This is a genomic window from Pseudarthrobacter sp. NPDC058119, from assembly GCF_042884655.1.
Classification (GTDB): Bacteria; Actinomycetota; Actinomycetes; order Actinomycetales; family Micrococcaceae; genus Arthrobacter.
In genome coordinates this window covers 163,048-181,228 of record NZ_JBHVTN010000004.1, presented here as the reverse complement: position 1 = coordinate 181,228, position 18,181 = coordinate 163,048, and the positions used below count along the sequence as shown (strand labels likewise).

General features: G+C 59.6%; 14 protein-coding genes. 10 read left to right on the top strand and 4 right to left on the bottom strand.

The features are described from left to right. The first annotated feature begins 13 nt into the window (after positions 1-13). From ACFVTD_RS10795 to ACFVTD_RS10750, 10 genes are all read left to right on the top strand, one after another. The gene (locus ACFVTD_RS10795) at positions 14-1,138 is read left to right on the top strand and encodes a Gfo/Idh/MocA family protein (RefSeq protein ID WP_387562186.1); all 1,125 of its coding nucleotides are present in this window, start codon (positions 14-16) and stop codon (positions 1,136-1,138) included. Continuing rightward, a complete protein-coding gene (locus ACFVTD_RS10790; RefSeq protein WP_387562183.1) occupies positions 1,135-2,130 on the top strand; it encodes an NAD-dependent epimerase/dehydratase family protein in 996 nt (331 codons plus the stop codon). The genes ACFVTD_RS10795 and ACFVTD_RS10790 overlap by 4 nt, the downstream gene beginning before the upstream one ends. After that, the gene (locus ACFVTD_RS10785) at positions 2,127-3,293 is read left to right on the top strand and encodes a DegT/DnrJ/EryC1/StrS family aminotransferase (protein WP_387562180.1); all 1,167 of its coding nucleotides are present in this window, start codon (positions 2,127-2,129) and stop codon (positions 3,291-3,293) included. The genes ACFVTD_RS10790 and ACFVTD_RS10785 overlap by 4 nt, the downstream gene beginning before the upstream one ends. Further along, a complete protein-coding gene (locus tag ACFVTD_RS10780) occupies positions 3,290-3,949 on the top strand; it encodes an acetyltransferase (protein WP_387562177.1) in 660 nt (219 codons plus the stop codon). The genes ACFVTD_RS10785 and ACFVTD_RS10780 overlap by 4 nt, the downstream gene beginning before the upstream one ends. Then, complete coding sequence (locus tag ACFVTD_RS10775; RefSeq protein WP_387562174.1) at positions 3,946-5,067, top strand: DegT/DnrJ/EryC1/StrS family aminotransferase; 1,122 nt, start codon at positions 3,946-3,948, stop codon at positions 5,065-5,067. Before ACFVTD_RS10780 ends, ACFVTD_RS10775 begins: the two co-directional genes overlap by 4 nt. Before the next feature lie 47 nt (positions 5,068-5,114). After that, positions 5,115-6,518 carry an oligosaccharide flippase family protein gene (locus ACFVTD_RS10770; RefSeq protein ID WP_387562171.1) on the top strand — a complete coding sequence of 468 codons (1,404 nt, stop codon included), beginning with the start codon at positions 5,115-5,117 and terminating at the stop codon, positions 6,516-6,518. A gap of 104 nt (positions 6,519-6,622) precedes the next feature. Continuing rightward, on the top strand, positions 6,623-7,507 hold the full coding sequence (locus ACFVTD_RS10765) for a glycosyltransferase (protein WP_387562168.1): 885 nt from the start codon (positions 6,623-6,625) through the stop codon (positions 7,505-7,507). 1,205 nt (positions 7,508-8,712) lie between these two features. Next, positions 8,713-9,711, top strand: coding sequence for an O-antigen ligase family protein (locus tag ACFVTD_RS10760; protein ID WP_387562165.1), 999 nt, complete (start codon positions 8,713-8,715; stop codon positions 9,709-9,711). Next, entirely contained in the window at positions 9,701-10,456 is a 756-nt protein-coding gene (locus ACFVTD_RS10755) for a hypothetical protein (RefSeq protein WP_387562162.1), read from the top strand. Before ACFVTD_RS10760 ends, ACFVTD_RS10755 begins: the two co-directional genes overlap by 11 nt. A 99-nt stretch (positions 10,457-10,555) precedes the next feature. Then, entirely contained in the window at positions 10,556-11,299 is a 744-nt protein-coding gene (locus ACFVTD_RS10750) for a hypothetical protein (protein WP_387562159.1), read from the top strand. A gap of 172 nt (positions 11,300-11,471) precedes the next feature. On the opposite strand, the gene ACFVTD_RS10745 is transcribed toward ACFVTD_RS10750, so the two are convergent. From ACFVTD_RS10745 to ACFVTD_RS10730, 4 genes are all read right to left on the bottom strand, one after another. Continuing rightward, entirely contained in the window at positions 11,472-12,557 is a 1,086-nt protein-coding gene (locus ACFVTD_RS10745; RefSeq protein WP_387562156.1) for a glycosyltransferase family 4 protein, read from the bottom strand. Between the two features lie 34 nt (positions 12,558-12,591). After that, positions 12,592-13,383 carry a glycosyltransferase gene (locus ACFVTD_RS10740; protein ID WP_387562153.1) on the bottom strand — a complete coding sequence of 264 codons (792 nt, stop codon included), beginning with the start codon at positions 13,381-13,383 and terminating at the stop codon, positions 12,592-12,594. Between the two features lie 476 nt (positions 13,384-13,859). Continuing rightward, positions 13,860-15,122, bottom strand: coding sequence for a glycosyltransferase family 4 protein (locus ACFVTD_RS10735; protein WP_387562150.1), 1,263 nt, complete (start codon positions 15,120-15,122; stop codon positions 13,860-13,862). Positions 15,123-15,219: 97 nt separating this feature from the next. Next, positions 15,220-17,790, bottom strand: a complete 2,571-nt coding sequence (locus ACFVTD_RS10730; protein WP_387562147.1) for a WecB/TagA/CpsF family glycosyltransferase — start codon at positions 17,788-17,790, stop codon at positions 15,220-15,222. Positions 17,791-18,181: the final 391 nt, after the last annotated feature.

Below are 18,181 nucleotides of genomic sequence, written 5' to 3'. Positions count from 1 at the left end.
GGAAGACAATCACATGAGAGCATTCGCCACTCACACCCACGCCGCTGCCCAGCCGCGGCCCGCGCGGAAACTCCGTATCGCCGTCGTCGGTGCCGGCTACTGGGGACCAAACCTGGCGCGCAACCTGCAGGCCAGTCCCGACTGGGACCTGGTGGCAATCTGCGACCTTGACGTTGAACGGGCGCGGAAGCTCGCTGCGACGCTCGGGGATATCCCGTGCGTGGAGTCCATGGATGAGTTGCTGGACTTTTGCGAGGTGGACGCGGTGGCCATAGCGACGCCGGCCCGCACCCACCACGGTGCGGTCATGACGGCGCTGCGTGCCGGCAAGCATGTCCTGGTGGAAAAGCCGCTGGCGGACAGCAGGGAACACGGGCTGGAGATGGTGGCCGAAGCCAGGGCGAACGGGCTGGTGCTGATGGCGGACCATACCTACTGCTACACACCGGCTGTCCTGAAGATGCAGGAACTGGTGCAGTCCGGCTCCCTCGGGGAAATCCTGTTCGTGGACTCCACCCGGATCAACCTGGGCCTCGTCCAGCCTGATGTGGACGTTTTCTGGGACCTGGCGCCGCATGACCTTGCCATCCTTGACTTTGTCCTGCCGGGCGGGCTGAATCCATCAGAAGTTTCCGCGTTCGGCGCGGACCCGCTGGGCACGGGCCGGGACTGCGTGGGGCACCTGAACTTCCGGCTTCCCAACGACGCCACCGCCCACGTCCATGTGAACTGGCTGAGCCCCACCAAAATCCGCCAGATGGTTATTGGAGGATCTCTCCGAACGCTGGTGTGGGACGACCTCAATCCCCAGCAGCGGCTTAGCGTCTACGACCGCGGCGTCAGCCTGGACCGGCAGCCCAGATCGGTGGGAGAGAAGGCATCCACCGCAGTTTCCTACCGCCTGGGCGATACCTGGTCCCCTGCACTGCCGGAGCGGGAGGCCCTGGGCCTGGTGGTACAGGAACTGGCGTCCTGCATCCGGAGCGGCCAGGAGGCCCGGACGGGGGGCAACTCCGGCCTGCGGGTGCTGTCCGTCCTCGAGGCGGTCACCCAAAGCCTGGGGATGGATGGGCAGGCGGCACCGGTAGCCGGCTCGGCCATGGCGGGAACCGGCACGGAGATGGAGGGGGCCCGGTGAGCGCCCTGGACGGTGCCCGTGTCCTGGTGACGGGCGGGGCCGGGACCATCGGCTCGACGCTGGTGGATTCCCTGCTTGACGCCGGCGCCGGCCGCATCCACGTGCTGGACAACCTGGTGCGCGGCCGGCTGGACAATCTGTCCGGTGCCCTGGCAACCGGGCAGGTGGAACTGGTGCGGGGCACCATCCAGGACCGGGACCTCGTGCATGACCTCACCAGGGGCAAGGACCTGGTGTTCCACCAGGCCGCCATCCGCATCACCCAGTGTGCCGAGGAACCGCGGCTGGCCCTGGAGGTGCTGGTGGACGGAACATTCAACGTCCTGGAGGCGGCCGCAGAGCACAGGGTGGACAAGCTCGTGGCGGCCTCGAGTGCGTCCGTGTACGGAATGGCCGAGGAGTTCCCCACCCCCGAACGGCACCACCACGCCAACAATGACACCTTCTACGGTGCTGCCAAGTCCTTCAACGAAGGCATGGCCCGCAGCTTCCGGGCCATGACCGGGCTGGACTACGTGCTGCTGCGCTACTTCAACGTTTACGGGCCGCGCATGGACGTCCACGGCCTGTACACCGAGGTCCTGGTGCGGTGGATGGAGCGGATTATGGACGGCCGGCCGCCGCTGGTTTTCGGCGACGGACTCCAGACCATGGACTTCGTCCACACCGCTGACGTGGCCCGGGCAAACGTCCTGGCGGCAGCCAGCGGGGTCACAGAGGGGATCTACAACGTGGCAAGCGGCACCGAAACCAGCCTCCTGGAAATGGCCCAGGCGCTGCTGCGGGTCATGGGCTCCGGGCTTGAGGTGGAGCACGGCCCGGCACGGCAGGTTAACGGGGTAGTCCGGCGGTTGGCGGACACATCAGCTGCCGCGCGCGATCTTGGCTTCAAAGCCGAGGTGGAACTCGAAGAAGGACTCAGGCAGCTGGTCAACTGGTGGATGCCGCTGCGCGAAGAGATTGCCGCCGCACGCAAGGTTGGTGCCCGATGACTGCCGAGCCTGTCCTGGACCGGATCAACGTGATGAAGCCCTGGCTGGGGGACGAGGAAGCCCGCGCCCTGGCCGACGTGGTGGCATCAGGCTGGGTGGCGCAGGGACCCAAGGTGAAGGAGTTCGAGTCGCGTTTCGCCGAATCCCAGGGTGTCCGGCACGGCGTGGCCACCTCCAGTTGCACCACCGCCCTTCACCTCGCCTTGGTGGTGGCGGGGATCGGGCCAGGGGACGACGTCGTGGTTCCTTCCCTGTCGTTCATCGCGACGGCCAATGCCGTCACCTACGTCGGTGCCCGGCCGGTATTCTGCGACGTCGACCCCGTGACCGGGAACGTGACGTCGGAAACCATCCACGCCGCACTCACCCTGGATACACGGGCCGTGATTGTGGTGGACCAGGGCGGCGTGCCCGTGGACATGGACCCGATCCGCAGGCTGTGCAACCGCCACGAGATCACCGTGATCGAGGACGCCGCCTGTGCTGTGGGGTCCACCTACAAGGGCCGGCCGGTGGGTGTGGGGGCGGATGTGGCGGTGTGGTCCTTCCATCCGCGGAAAATCCTCACCACCGGCGAGGGCGGGATGCTCACCACCAACCGGGCAGACTGGGCTGCCCGGGCCAGGACGCTAAGGGAACATTCCATGAGCGTCTCCGCGGCGGACCGGCACGGATCGCTGCTGGCGCCGGCGGAGGACTACCTGGAGGTGGGCTTCAACTACCGCATGACGGACCTGCAGGCCGCCGTCGGCATCGTCCAATTAGGCCGGCTTGCGGCGGTGCTCGAACGCCGGCGGGACATCGCCGCACGGTATGTGGCTGCCCTCTCCCGGGTGCCGGGCCTGCGGTTGGTGTCGGACCCGCCCTACGGCACCACCAATTTCCAGTCATTCTGGGTGGAGGTGCTGCCCAGCTTCGGAACCACGCGGGACGGGCTGCTGGAAAAGCTGGCGGAGGCCGGGATCTCGGCGCGGCGCGGCATCATGGCGGCGCACCGCCAGCCCGCCTACCGGTGGCGCGATTCGGGCGGAGGCCTCCTGCAGCACACGGAGCGGCTCAACGACAGAACACTGATTCTGCCGGTGTACCACGAGCTGGACGACGACGGCCTGGATCGGATCATCGGCGCCATCCGGACTGCGGCAGCGGAGACGCGCCCATGAGTGAGCTGATCCTGATAGCTGCCAGTGGCTTGGCCCGCGAAGTCCTGGCGATGGTGCGCAGCAGCGGCCAGTACGACGTCGTCGGCCTGCTGGATGACGACAGGGAAAGGGCCGGTGTCAGCGTGGACGGCGCCCCGGTGCTGGGAACCATCGATGACGCCGCCAAGTACACCCACGCGTTCATCCTGGTGTGCATCGGTTCGGGCAGGGCGCGTGAATCCGTGGTGGAGCGGCTGACGGCGATGGGGCTCACCGAGGCGCGCTACGCCACCGCCATCGACCCCTCGGTCCAGTACCCGGAAGGGTGCCGGGTGGGCAGGGGCAGCATCCTGCTCCGGAACGTCACGCTGACCGCCTCGGTCACCCTCGGCTCGCACGTGGTGGCCATGCCATCGGTGACATTTACGCACGACGACGACGTGGCGGACTTTGCGACGTTCGCTGCGGGAGTGTCCCTGGGCGGCGGAGTCCGGATTGGCCGGGCTGCGTACCTGGGCATGAACGCCAGCGTGCGCGAACGGACGTCGGTGGGGGCCTACGCGACAGTGGGCATGGGGGCGGCGGTACTCAGCAACGTCCCCGACGGGCAGACGTGGGTTGGGGTGCCGGCACACGAGATCGATGGGGAAAGCTTCCGGATTGGGGGGATGTCATGAGTGCAGGCGTGCAGACCAGTGTTCCTCTTGTGGATCTGGTTGCCCAGGAGGAGGAAGTCCACGAAGAAGTGATGGCCCAATTGGGCGATGTCCTTTCGTCGGCGTCCTTTATTGGTGGGCCCGCTGTCGCCGCATTTGAGGCGGCCTATGCATCCTTTGTGGGTGCGCGGCATTGCGTTGGGGTTGCCAACGGAACCGATGCACTCGAGCTTGCCCTTCGGGCTGGAGGGGTGCGGCCGGGCGGGGAAGTTATTTTTCCGGCCAATACTTTCATCGCCACGGCGGAGGCGATCAGCAGGATCGGGGCGGTTCCAGTGCCGGTCGACGTGGACCCCACCTATCTCCTGATTGACCCGGAGGCGGTAGCGGCTGCGGTCACTTCCCGCACGCAGGCTGTCGTGCCGGTTCATCTGTTTGGCCAGACCGCTTTTGTGGAGCGGTTGGTTCCGATTGCGCAATCCTGCGGCGCCGTGATCATTGAAGATGCCGCCCAGGCGCAGGGCGCTACCCGTTTCGGCCGAAACGCCGGCACGTTGGGCACAGCAGGGGGGACCAGCTTCTACCCAGGCAAGAACCTTGGCGCCGCGGGGGACGCCGGCGCCGTGCTGACGTCCGACCCCGGGGTTGACGCCGCCGTCCGGCTCCTGGGCGCGCACGGTAGTTCCGAGAAGTACCGGCATGAGGTCGTCGGGTTCAATTCGCGGCTGGATACTGTGCAGGCCGTCGTTCTTAAAGCAAAACTTGCCAGGCTTCAGGCCTGGAACCTGCGTAGGCGGGCAGCTGCGGAGCGCTATGCGGCATGGCTTGCGGATATTCCGGGGGTTCGAATTCCTGTGGAGGCACCCGGAAACGTGGACGTCTGGCACCTGTACGTGGTCCGGGTCCAGCACCGGGACAGGGTTCTCGCGGCCCTGCACGAGGCGGGAGTCCAGGCCGGAATCCACTACCCCGTGCCAGTGCACATGAGTGGGGCCTACGCCGGGGCTTCCTTCGGTGCCTTCCCTGTCGCCGAGGAGGCCGCCGGGCAGATCCTTTCGCTGCCGCTTTTCCCGCACATCACCGTTGAGCAGCAGGAGCGAGTTGTTGAGGTCCTGGCTGCGGCCGTGGGCGCGGCATGAAGACGACCTCGGCCAGCCCCGGAGCCTCCAGTGCGTTCGGTTGGAGCGTGCTGAATACAGTACTCTCCCGGCTCGGCACGCTAGGCATCGGCATTGTTCTGGCCCGTGTGCTGGGACCTGAATCGTTCGGCACCTTCGCGGTGGCGCTGGTGGCACTCATGGCGGTGTTGAGCTTCAACGAACTCGGCGTTTCCCTGGCCATCGTCAGGTGGCCGGGAGATCCGGCCCGGATCGTGCCCACCGTCAACACCATTTCCGTGGCGGGAAGTACAGTCTTCTGCGGTGCGGCCATTGTTGCCGCACCCGCTTTTACCGCCGCTGTGGGAGATCCCCACGCAACGGACGTTATCAGGGTGCTGATCCTCAGCGTACTCATCAACGGCGTGGTGGCGTCCCCTGCCGCATTGCTCCAGCGGGATTTCCGCGAGAAGACACGGTTGGGAATCGACCAAGTCAATGTATGGGTGGGGGCCCTGCTCTCCCTGGTCCTGGCCCTTACCGGTATGGGAGCAATGGCGCTGGCCTTGGGGCGTGTAGCCGGCAGCCTGCTCGCCGCCGTGATGTTCCTTCGGGCGTCGCCGCTCCCCTACCGATTCGGATTGGACCGAGAAAACCTAATTCCCCTCCTCCGATTCGGTTTGCCGCTTGCTGGCACAAGTGTCATCTTCTTCGCCGTGGGCTACGGCGATCAGCTCACAGCCAGCACCGTACTCGGGACCACATCGCTCGGCTACTACGTTTTGGCCTCTAACCTCGCCAATTCGCCAATAAGTTTGCTTGCCCAACCATTACGTAGGGTGGCTCCAGCAACGTTTTCGTCGCTTCATCATGACAGAAATGCACCACGTCAAACCTTGATTGCAGTCGTGTCGGTTCTAAGCTGCGCCACGATACCCCCAGTGCTCGCTATTGCAGCATCCTCAGAACCGATCATCCAGTTGGTTTACGGAGACTCTTGGCTTCCAGCGGCCCCGGTACTTGCTTGGCTAGTAGTTGCAGCATTCATGAAAATCCTTTGCGATCTGTTCTATGACTATCTCGTGGTTCTCGGCAGATCGGGAACTGTGTTCTGCATACAAGCAATAAGCCTGATCGTGCTGGTTCCCTCGCTAGTAGTTGGAGCACTCTTGTTTGGACTGCCAGGACTTGCGGCAGCTCAAGCGGTGGTCACCCTGACAGTGGTTTTGCCAGCCTATGGATGGCAGCTCAGGAGGACCGGTGTTGGTATCTCTGCACTAATTAAGTCAATTCGCCTACCGGTTCTAGTCGGGATAGCATCGGGCGTCTTCGCAGGGTTCATTGGCTCCGCTCAACCAAATATTTTTCTCACGGCCGCCATCAGTGGATCAGCTGCATTGGTAACCAGCTGCGGACTCCTCTACCACCAACGTGACTCTCTCCTGTGGATCACAAATATCGGACGGATATCCCCCGTAGAGGTGTCGTCATGAGGATCGAAACTCCGTCGAGTCTTGATAATCACACGGCGCTGCCAGCCCCGGAGAGGGGTCAGATTATTTGTAGCAAACCCCTATCTCCAGCTTCGAGGAGTGCAATGCAAAACGGCATCGACCACGTCTTGTTGACGCGATTCAACCTTCCCTCAGAGGGTGCGGAAAGTAGCTTCCGCCGCCGCGAGGGCTGGCTACACTCACGAGTCGATCTATTCGAACGCTATTGCTTGCCATCAGTGGAAAAGCAGACTGTAAATTCCTTCCAGTGGATCATCTACTTTGACCCCGAAACACCGATGTGGCTCAAGTCAAGAGTTAAGGAGTTAGCGCGATCATCGCTGTTCACGCCCATCTTCCGGGCCAGAGTCAATCGACAGGAACTTCTTAGCGATTTAAGGGATCTCACCGGCTCGAAGAATGAACGCCTGCTGACTACAAATCTCGACAACGATGACGGGTTGTCATCTGATTTCGTAGCCCGGTTGCAGCTTGTCCCCTGGGAAGGAGAAAGAACTGCGATCTATATGGTACGTGGTCTCATTCGTTCTGGTAGCGAACTGTATCTACGAACGGATCGAGCTAATGCTTTTTGTTCCGTAATAGAAGAATGGGATTCAGCCCAAACATGCTGGTCCGACTGGCATAACCTGCTAGGCCAGTCAATGAAGGTTTCGCGGATTGGTGGAGATCCTGCCTGGCTTCAGGTAATTCATGACGCGAATGTGAGCAACCGAGTTCATGGAAAGCGGACGTCGGCGGAGCCTTACCTATCTGACTTCGGGCCCTTATTGGACGGTGTGGATAATCCGGCGCCACTCACGATAGCAAAGGACTTCCTTGTCGATCTTCCCATCCGATATACCCGAGATCTGGCGCGTAAAGCGCTAAAACAAGGGGCTATTGCATTGGTGGGAAAAGACGGCCTTGACCACATCAAATCTGCGTTGGCATCCAGCAGGCTGAAACAAGATCGGATTTCCAAATGATACACACGTTTTTGACCTCTGCTAGCTTTCATGTGATAAGGAGGAACGCGGGAAATGTTCCTAAGTAATCTCGGTCGTGAGCTATTGAGACGGTGGTATTTCGTGCTTGCGGGAATAATTCTCACCGCAAGCTGCGGAATTTTTGCTTGGACGGCCGTACCTCCCACATACCAAGCTACTTCAACGGCCGTCCTCCTCCCGCCAACTTCTTTGGTCGGTGAGACCGGCAACCCGTACCTCTTCATGGGCGGTTTGGATCAGGTCCTAACAGTACTTACCGTGCGCCTTAGTTCAACAGAGGTTGCCGAACCATTGATCCACGGTCGAGGAAATTTGAGCTATGCCGTGGAAAAAGACCCGAATTCACCGGGACCGATCATGCTCATTACAACCCAAGGAGACTCGAAAGACAGCGCCATGCAACTTTTAGATGACGTGGCACGAGTAGTCCCCGAGAACCTTATTGTGCTCCAGGACCAACTGCGGATCCCGACATACTCGAGGGTAGGACTAATGACGATTGTTCGGGATGAAACTCCCGTGCGATTGATCAAGGACCAGTTGCGTTTGGTACTTGGCGTCGTGGCCCTTGGACTCGCAATCACCGTATTGGCGACGGCACTGTTGGACAGGATTATGACTTCGACGACCCCGAAACGACCAGCAGGAAATCGTAGCTGGCGATCTAAATCCTCGCTGAGGCCTACCCGCCCAGCGAAAAGTCCGGGCCGGAAATCCGAGCCCGATGCGAGCACTGATTCCCGCGGAGAGGAGGGCGCCGAAGCCGCTCATGCCGGCAATGAAGTGATCTCTAATCAAGTCGAACACCACCTGCACGTTAGGACGTCGAATGAGTAGTAATGCGAAAAGCTAGGCTTCCCCTACTGACTCAATCCGCGCCAGGTCCGGAGCCGCTGGGACAGATAAGACCTGATGCCACCACGGTCCTGACGGCCTATGCCATCCTCCTGTATATAGTCCCCTCCGACCGCCGGATCGCATCCTTAGGAGGAGCCGGGTCCCTGGCCTCACTTCTGGCCATGGCGGCTCTGGTTTGGTGGGGGTGGCACCAGATCAACGCCCCTCGTTCTCCACTTCGGTCTCCGGTCCGATGGGAACGCGTAGCCGTAGTTGCCTTTTTCGGCGCATGCTTAGCCAGTTATGCAGTTTCCGCTCTGACCCCCCTGGGTGAAACTGATACCAGCGTGGCTGATCTCGGACTCATCCGAATCGCGGCCCTCGTCGGAATTCTTCTTGTTGGAAGTGACGGCATAGTAACTGTGGACCGGTTGCTCCTTCTGGCACGCCGTCTAAGCTTGCTGGCGGCCGTCTATGCGTCACTGGGTCTGCTGCAATTCGCGACAGGTGTAAGTTTCATCGACACACTGCAAATCCCCGGACTTACCGTCTCATCGGATCTGGGTATTGGAATACGTAGCGGGTTCACGCGCCCCGCATCGACCGCGGTCCACCCGTTGGAGTATTCCCTGGTTCTAACTATGATTCTTCCCATCTCCTTAGCATTGGCGGTCCACGATAGAAGGCAGGCCGCGCTATCTCGCTGGCTACCGGTGGTGTTGATCAGCACCGCCGCCATTCTTTCTGTTACACGGTCGGCATTGTTAGCTACAGCTGTTGTTTTCTTAGTTCTGCTTCCGTCTTGGCCCATAAATGTGCGTAAGTTGATGGCTGTGGCGGGTTTAGCTGGAGGGCTTTTGATGTACTTAGCTATACCTGGAATGGCGGGAACCATAGTGAGTATGTTCATAGACTCTGATGCAAGTGTCACTTCGCGAACAGACAGTTACGATACTGCGGTGTCTTTCATCTCTATCAGCCCGATATTTGGGCGAGGATTTGGAACTTTTCTTCCAAGCTACCGTATTATTGATAACCAGTATCTGCTTAGCACTATCGAGATTGGTTTCATCGGACTGGCGGCTCTTCTCGGCCTAGTCTTTACATCAATGGTCCTGCCGCTGAAAAGCTCACGTTCGTGGAATAGTCAGCCCATGCGGGGTTTAGGTGCAGCACTCTTCGCGTCCATGCTCGCGGGAAGTCTTATTCTTGCATTCTTTGACGCGTTCGCCTTTACTCAGGCCAGTGGGACGCTATTCATGATTGCAGGATTGTGTGGATCTTACTGCAATATTAGTGGAATCAACTCCCCAAAAGTAGAATCGATGTCCCGCAATGATCCGTAGAATTTGGCGCCTCCTTCAGGAGCGCGCCAGCTCCGTCGCCAATGCGATATTGCGTCAGCGATACATGTCTCTTGCCGTTACGGCCATCCTGCTGCCTTGGGTGTTCGTCGCATCGCACGCTCAAGGCGTTTATTACAGCCGTGTGGATGTCCTCTTTCTGGCACCCCCGGCGGTAGTGGCCGGGAATGTACTGCAAGCGGATCCCGCGCAGACGCTTTCGTTTGCTGCCATCGTCGAACATCAAGTCAACGCCGAGTACCCCAGCTCAGCTCCACGCAGTACATCGGCTCCCCTTTATGGAACAGGCCTCCGCAACACGCATGCCATCTTCATTCCCAACTCAGGCGGCCAATGGCAGTTGAGCTTCAGCCGGCCCATGATCACAGTAGAAGTGGTCGCCGATTCACCAGAAATGGTTTTCACTACGATGAATCAGCTTGCTGGCAGAATCTCCGATCTTGCTGCGGATTTGCAGACAAACGAAGGCATCCCCCAGGCAGTTCAAATAACAACCGACGATTCCCCCGAGAAAGCCTCCGTGACTTATGTGCCAGTCCGGAGCGGAAACGCAACATTCGCGCTACTGATACTCACGGTCGGACTTGCAATTGGGCTGCCGATGCTAGCCGAGCGCATCGCAATCGCGGCTGAAGTTCGTCGGTCAGAAGTTACCCCTCGCAAAACCGCAGGAGCCAGTGGGGAGGGCAACAGAAGAACTCTCCTGCCACCAACGTACCCCGTGTGACCCATCCGGAGATCACACCTCAAGTTCCGAAGTCGTGAAATAGATGAAGCAGGCGGTCCGGCCTGCGAGTGGGAGGAAGCATTGCACAACATTCTGCTCATGACAGCAACCATCACACCGCCGGCGGGGGTGCCCAACCTCGCGCGCACGGACCCGGCCCAACGGCTCCAGGACTATCTTGCGGCGCTGGATTTCTACCTCTCTCTCCTCGACCACGGAGTGGATGCAATCGTCGTGGGCGAGAATTCCGGATCCGATCTCAGTGCACTTCGGGAACTTGCTGTCCGACGAGGGCACGGCCTGCGCGTTGAGTTCATCTCATTCCAAGGCCTTGACCACTCACCGAACAGAGGTCGTGGTTACGGCGAATTCAAACTCGTTGACCACCTGATGGCTGTTTCGACGACTGTCGAATCACACAGGTCGACCGCCATTGTATGGAAGGTCACAGGTCGCTATATTGTGCGTAACCTTGGCAAGATCCTTGCTCAACAGAACTCGGATCAAGTAGACCTCTACTGCAATCTCCGTGACCGTCCCAGTCCGTGGGCGGATATGTACCTTCTTGCCTGGTCATCGCGCGGCCATGACGAGTTTCTGCACGGGATATACAAGGACTTCGATGAAGAGACCTTGGGGTCAGCCCCGGAGGTAAAGTTCAGGGAGCTCGTCGATCGAGCCAGAGTCGATTCATCCCTCCGGATAGTGCCTCGCTTCCGTGTTGTCCCATACGTCGTTGGGCTGCGCGGCGGGGACGGCCGCCCCTACACGCGCGGGCGAGGAACCGTAAAGTATTGGGCTCGCGTCGCGGCGTCCAAAGTCGCCCGGAACCTATGGATCTGAATACTGGCTCTTCAAGGACCGGCGCCACGGGGAGACTGTACACCCCAGCGCCGACGAACACCGCCGACGACGAAAAGTTCGAACTCAATTAGCCGGCCGCCGGGGCGTCATCAAGACCACGGCCCCACCGCTCATGTGCCGCGGTGGTATTTTTTGATGGAAATCCCCTACCTCACCTGCCAGCAGCTTCAGAAAGTACCTTCTGAATACCTTCCGCAAAAATGCGGTTATCTTTGTTTCGTTCAACAAGTATGCGCCCAGCGGCGCCCATTTGAGATGCCTTCTCGGGATCGTTCCAGAGGATAGTAATAGCTGTTCTTAGTGACTCAACGTCTCCTGGCTCTACCCACAACCCTTCCCGACCATCCACAAAGGTACCGCGCAGGCCATCAACCTTCGAGACTATTACAGGCCTACCCATCGACCACGCTTCATTTATGCAGGTAATTCCGTTATCACTGTTCGTTGACTTGAGCGGAACAACCACGATGCGCGATGCGGCATAGAGCTTACGAAGGTCGCCAGGAGACATTGTTGAAAAGGTGACGTTAGTCGGAATGCCCTCTTCAGAGCTAGAGCCGGAAGGAACATTCCACCAGTCTTGGCGGCTCGTATCCAGTACCCCCGCTATATGGCACTTTATGTCAAGCCCCCTCAGGGCCTCAACTAACGTCCTATAATCGCGCATCTCACCCCCAGCTGCACAAATCATGTTCCGCGGCGCAAGCGGATGAGGATCGGACCAAAACTCAATATCAGTTGTCCACGGTAAGTCCACAAACTTTTCAGCGGGTATCCTGAGGAATCCAGTAGCGAACTCGCGTTGCACAACGGGAGGGAGAATTATCTTTGATATTTTCTTGTGAAACATCTTAAGCAAGAGCGCCTTCTTTGGTTCCGAAATACGCGTTAACAGCGCAACCAAAGTTATTTGCCGGAATGAAACAGCTAGAAGTAGGGCAAGGATCAGGGCTACGTTTGCAACACTCCATATAAAGACGACGTCATAGCGTCGTCCAACTCGATAGACCTCAAGAACCTGCACAATCCAGAAGGGCAAGTGCTTATAAATGTTGCGGCGGCGTTTAGATGGATCCGTTAGCAACCGTTGGTCTAAGAACTCTATATCTGCATCAATGCGGTTTATCCAGCTTCTGGGTATGGCGCCGGATGCTTCCCCACGACGCAGATCTTCCATGTATGGTGGGAAAAAGATGCAATTAGGAACAACTAAAACACGCAATCTGCCAACGGACATTGAACGCGCCTCCTTATAATAAGTCTAGTTCACGTCAAGGCCACTTCGGCCCAGAATCGGCACCACTATCGGATTCCTTTGCATTGGACTTTGTATTGTCGTAGGTTCCTGTACCAACTTGCGGACGCGGGCGCCCCCTCCAAAGCCCGTTGCCAGTCGACGTATGATCGGCGCATACTGCGTCTGCTAGGCTCCTCAACTGCTCCGCTCGTACATTCCAGGTGTGTTGCCTTACAAACGCTCGGTTTTCGGATTCCTGATCTTTATCGTGATCTTGCTGGACTTGATGGATAACGTGGGATATAAACTCGCCCCTAGTTGTGCCGACTTTGATCGCATCGGTGTGCAGCGAGCGAACTGCAGGCAAGTCGGTAGCAACTACGGTCAATCCTGCAGCGAGATACTCAAGGATTTTGAGCGGGAAGCTTGCTCGGTTGAATTCGTCAATAACATAGGGTGTTATTCCAACTTTTGTGCGGGCAAGAAGTAGTGGCACCTCATCCGCCGAAACTTCGCCGAGCCACCTTACATTTGCATTGCCAAAGAAATTGTCGAGGCGCTTGGCTGTAGCTGAGCTCAGCTCGCGTCGGGGGCCAATTACATCGATATGAACTCCGCTCGCTGCGAGCTCATCGAGCAACGTGAGGTCAAGCCGTTCATTTAGCTGGCCGAGCAGGGCTGCTCCTCTTCTCTGGGGAGGTTCTACCGGTGTCCCAGGAGTGAATACGTCGCATCCATTAGTAAGCACGTGAACGGTGTCGTGCGGACGCATCCCTTGCAGAGCCCGCGCTAGAAGAGGGGTGACCGCGGTGGCTACATTAGCCACTCGGAGATTGTGACGAAGCAGACGCCTTACATGGCGACGAGAAAGTCCCATCATGCCGGCTCCTGCAATCCAGTCATCGGTGACGTGCAGTATCTGCACCCCGCGTCCTATACGGGGAAGCCGGGCGCGTGGAGACAAGGAGAGAGTTATCAGAGGCTCCACTGCCAGATTTTGCAGGGTGCGTTTGATCCCACGCCACACTAGTTTGTCCGCCAGAATCCGGAGTCCTGGACGAGAAGAACCCGGGGGCACCAAGACACGCAACCGTCGGACACCGCTCGACACAAGGTCAACATGACAACCCATGCGTTTCGGCGGCCTTTGAACCAAAGCAGGCCCTGCAAAGGGAACCGGGGGATCGACCCAGAGCACATCATGATGAATCGACAAGGCCAAGGCCAATTTGTGGTCGGTACCTGACGTGTTCTCCCAACGGTTTCCGGCAACGACTACAACGGTTGGCCTCTGTCGCCCATTCATCGTGGCCCAGAATCCCTCAACTGGGGCCAATGAGCCGCCACCGGCATTGCATTGAAATCGTCACTTGTCATAGTGCCGCAGATTCGTTCCCCAAAGCGTCGGAACTTATACCCAAGAAAACTGGACCCGCTGCGTAAGGTTTCAAAACCTATTTTTTTCCTATCTTCCCAGGCAATTCTTGCCTCTTGGTAGTAGTGGATCTGTCGCGCGGCCGCTCCCTCCAGGGAGAAGCGATTTTGTATGACTGTTCTGGAATATCGCCCTAGTCTTTCTCGCAATTCAGGACTACGAACAAGGGGTAATAATTCCTTCCTGAGTATCACCTCACCGACGTCACCCTGGTGACCCACTCCATACCAGCCCTGCCACAGGAATTCCTGAATTGATTCATGGTCTAAGGTCTTCCAGTAACCCTTTTCTCCTTGTACGATGAGTGGCTTCCCCATTGCCATCCCACGCAGTGCTGATCCTCCCATACCGAGAACTATGTCAGCCATCGCGTAGGCCCATCGAGGATCAATAACCTCACCGGTGAGAATTACCCTTTCCTCCCCCGTGAATGAATTAGCTTCAGACGCTGCGTCCCTTACGGCGCTCCACGCAGGACCCGATCCTACGATAACGAGTTGGAGCTTCTGCCTGCTCTCCCAATTCCTGATGAGACGTATTGCCGCAAGGATTCCCTCAAGCTTCATCTCGTTAGCCAGTCTGGATACGATGACAAGCGTCAGTGCGTCACCTTTGATTCCCCACTTTTGCGCTATCTGACTCACGGTAATGTTGTCCATGGGACGGTGCCCTTCGACATCGACCGGGGGCTCCATGAGCCGAACAAATTTCCGACCTGCGTTGCGCTCCAGCTCTGCAATCTGCTGCGTACCGACTTCAAGCGGTAAATTCCTTGGAATAAAAGGTGCCACTGCCATCGATAGAACCGTAGTTATCGGTGTTGCAGGTGTACCCGTGCAAGTTAACAGTGCTTCCAGCGCTGGCGGCCATTCATACCCGTGCACGATATCGATCCCGCGTTCGCGCACGATGCTCTTCAAGGCGAGAACAACCCTGCGGCTAGGCCGACGGCCAGGTGGTGGCAGTTCTAGAAACTCCAAATTCATTTCGTCAATTCTTGACTTTAGAACACCTGTCCTCCCTACGATGGTCACGTCGTGCCCTTGGGTTCTGACCGCCGCCGCGAGTTCGAGCGCATTTAGCTGGCTTCCTCCCATAGCCATGTCATGCGGGTAGACCAGGATTTTCACGCCGCCTCCTGCCATAGAATGGCCTGTCCGAAAGGATGATTCCAGTCGCCGTCGTCAAGGCCGTGGATCGGTTTCGGGGTTTCCTCGAAGTCATGACTCAATTGGTCCTTGAACTCCAATCCCGCTCCCACACATGCCGTGGACGCCGCCGCTGGGCCACGCGGCCGGCAACAGCAAAGGCTGTGTAAACAAGGGCATCCAAAACGGTAGCCGGACCCGTGATGGATCCAGCGAGTTCCCGCAGCGTCCTCCCTGTGTGGGATCCGGCCATCCCGCGCAGCTCCGTATTGCCACGGTAAACGCGCCGGAGTGTTGAGAACAGCACTTTGGCGGATCGCGGTGTACGGACGGTTACTGGAGTACATTCGATGACCATCTTTTCCGCGTCGCTGAAGAGCCTGTCGACGTAGCAGTCATCCGCAGTCAGCGAGGGAAACTTCCCCAGGCGCTCATGGCCTTCTTGACTCAGCCCGTAAACGCCAGCCCCCCACATCGATGCCGAAGACTGTGGAAGACGGCTGCGGGCCCGGTAGTAGGCCCGGACTGCCCAGGAAGCCCCGGAAGTGTCATAGGCAAAGGCCGGCCGCGCACAGAGCACCCCATTATCCGCGGACAATGCCTTCAGAGTGGCGTACAACGCCTCCGGGGGAACCTCGATATCTGCGTCCACGTACACCCGGGGCCACCGCACGGCGGCTTCATCGGCGGCATTCAGGGCAGCCACCTTGGAGGCTACGGGCGTGTCGATGACCCGCACGCCGGGAACGGCCGCGGCAATGACTGCAGTCGCGTCGGTGCAGCCGTTACAGGCCACCAGCACTTCCACCTGGCCGGTGGCCAGGGGCAACTGGAGGGCGGCAAGTGTCCTCCCGAGCACCGAAGCCTCATTGTGTGCAGGGATGATGACCGCTCCAGCGGGAAAGTCTTCGGTCACAGCACAGGAAGGACTGTACCTAACCGCGTGGGGAAGTTCCGCCCACCGGGCTTCCCTGGCAACCAGTCCCAGGATTCCCCTGTGGCTGGCAAGCGGGGCCCGCAGCAATATTGATAGAACGACGGCGGCACGGAACACACGCGCGTACCCCAGAGTGTGGAACTTGCGGGCATAGCGGATTCGGTTCGCACTCATTAGGGCGTCGAGCGCCGGCGAACTTCCCGATCCACCCCTGCCATGGGTCATGGCGGCCACTGGCTCAAACCAAATGGCTGCCCCCAGTTCGCGGACGCGGTGCAGATAGTCCGTCTCCTCGGAATACAGGAAGTAGCTCTCATCCCATTCGCCCACTTCTGCGGCGACATCGGCCCGGACCAGCAGGGCAGCTCCTGTGGCCCACTCGACCTTGTGCGCGTGGGCATAGCTTTCGGCGTCGAAGTCCATTTCCGACAGCCACCCCGGCCGGCCCGGAAGTTTGCTGCCCAGGGCTGCGTCACCGAGCGCCCGAAGAATGCTTGGCTCCCGCCGAAGCGAGGGGTATAGCGTCCCGTCATCGTCCAGCAAGAGGGGGACGACAACGCCTGCGCCTGTCCGAGCCATGGATGCGCGGAGGGCCGAGACCGCACCCGGCTGAACCCGAAGGTCCGGATTGAGCACCAGATAGGCATCGGCAGTCCCCGCCTGGACGCGGGCGGCGTTGATCCCGCCGGCGTAGCCCAGATTTCCTCCGGTCGCGAAGGCCATTATCCCCGGGTATTGCTGGAGGCATAACAAAGTTTCGGGATTCGGCGAATTGTCGGCCACCACCACCTTGATCGACTGCTCCGTAGTTTCCCGCAGGAGGCTTTCAAGCATTCCGCATACGTCAGACCCGTTGTTATACGTGACCACCAGCGCCGCCACGTCGGCATGCTCGCTGACAGGAGTAAAGCCCTGGGTCCTCAGGCTGTGGGTAACGGCATCGGCCGAGGCATGAGACGCAGCCGGAACGGCAGGAACCAGGACTGTGCTGTGCCGTCGGAGCCTCACGTAAGACTCCGGCCCTTCCAGCAAATACCTCTTTGCGAGCCTCCGCGGCTCGATGGCCAGGCGCCAGGCCCACTCGAGTCCCATGCTGCTGACCTGCGCCGGTGCCCGCTGGACATGGCCCGCCAGGAAGTCGACGACGGCCCCAAAGGCCAGGAGGACGTTCGCTCCCGTAAAGTGCCCGTACTCCGCTATCCAGAGTTCCTGACGTGGTTTTCCCAAGCAGACAACCAGGATGTCTGTGCCTGAATACCGAATATCATTGCAAAGCCGTTTACAGGCAGATGAGTCAGTCAGTACCTGCCGGGGCGGAGCCCACCATCCGGCTACGCGCAGGTCCGGCCGCTCGGCTCCAAGCCGAGCTGAAACCAGCAACTGCGCTTCCTTGCTTCCCCCCAGGAACCCCACTGACAGCCCTTGGGCAGCTGCCTCATCCAGTAGTACGTCGATCAAGTCACTGCCGGCAAGGCGCGGCCACCGTTGGCCTGTGAGTTCCCCTGCCCTGGCCACCAACGGAGCACCATCCAGCAGCGTCAGCCACTCCAGGGGTGCGACATCCAGGGAGCCCTCCCACCGGCCGCCCACGCCGAAATGGTTCAGGTGATCCAGGTTGGCCGACAACACGCACATGGGCACTGAACCGGCACCTGAAGCGCGTCCCATGATGGTTGCCACGGCCTCTTCCCGCCCCATTAGGTCAACGGGCACACCTCCCAGGCATACACGGGCGGGCCGGCCGCCAGTGGCCCCCGCAGGAAGCGCGGCGTCCCGAAAGAAGGAGGACCCGGACGCCTGCCGTTCCCGAGTATGGGCAGCCTTTCCCGGTGCTATCAGGTCTGCCATCCCCAGCTTTGGGATACTGCGGGGGAGAACTCGTGGTGCAGATGTCATTCCGGCTCCATGGTCGCGGCACACTCGCGAAGCGGCATGAAGAAGGGCTGCACTCCCCCGGCATGCCTGCGGGCCGCCTAAACGGCCCTGCTCTCGCTTACCTGGCAATGGCGACACCAGCGGGTAAGCGTGAACGGGCCGGAACCTTGGCTCGAACACCCCGCGGGCATCTCCAGTTCCACGCTAGGCAGGCCCAAGGAGCCGGACC

Excerpts from the sequence above, each read along its gene's own strand:
- ACFVTD_RS10795 (WP_387562186.1), top strand. The coding sequence starts at position 14 with ATGAGAGCATTCGCCACTCACACCCACGCCGCTGCCCAGCCGCGGCCC.
- ACFVTD_RS10785 (WP_387562180.1), top strand. The coding sequence starts at position 2,127 with ATGACTGCCGAGCCTGTCCTGGACCGGATCAACGTGATGAAGCCCTGG.
- ACFVTD_RS10780 (WP_387562177.1), top strand. The coding sequence starts at position 3,290 with ATGAGTGAGCTGATCCTGATAGCTGCCAGTGGCTTGGCCCGCGAAGTC.
- ACFVTD_RS10775 (WP_387562174.1), top strand. The coding sequence starts at position 3,946 with ATGAGTGCAGGCGTGCAGACCAGTGTTCCTCTTGTGGATCTGGTTGCC.
- ACFVTD_RS10765 (WP_387562168.1), top strand. The coding sequence starts at position 6,623 with ATGCAAAACGGCATCGACCACGTCTTGTTGACGCGATTCAACCTTCCC.
- ACFVTD_RS10755 (WP_387562162.1), top strand. The coding sequence starts at position 9,701 with ATGATCCGTAGAATTTGGCGCCTCCTTCAGGAGCGCGCCAGCTCCGTC.
- ACFVTD_RS10750 (WP_387562159.1), top strand. The coding sequence starts at position 10,556 with ATGACAGCAACCATCACACCGCCGGCGGGGGTGCCCAACCTCGCGCGC.
- ACFVTD_RS10745 (WP_387562156.1), bottom strand. The coding sequence starts at position 12,557 with ATGTCCGTTGGCAGATTGCGTGTTTTAGTTGTTCCTAATTGCATCTTT.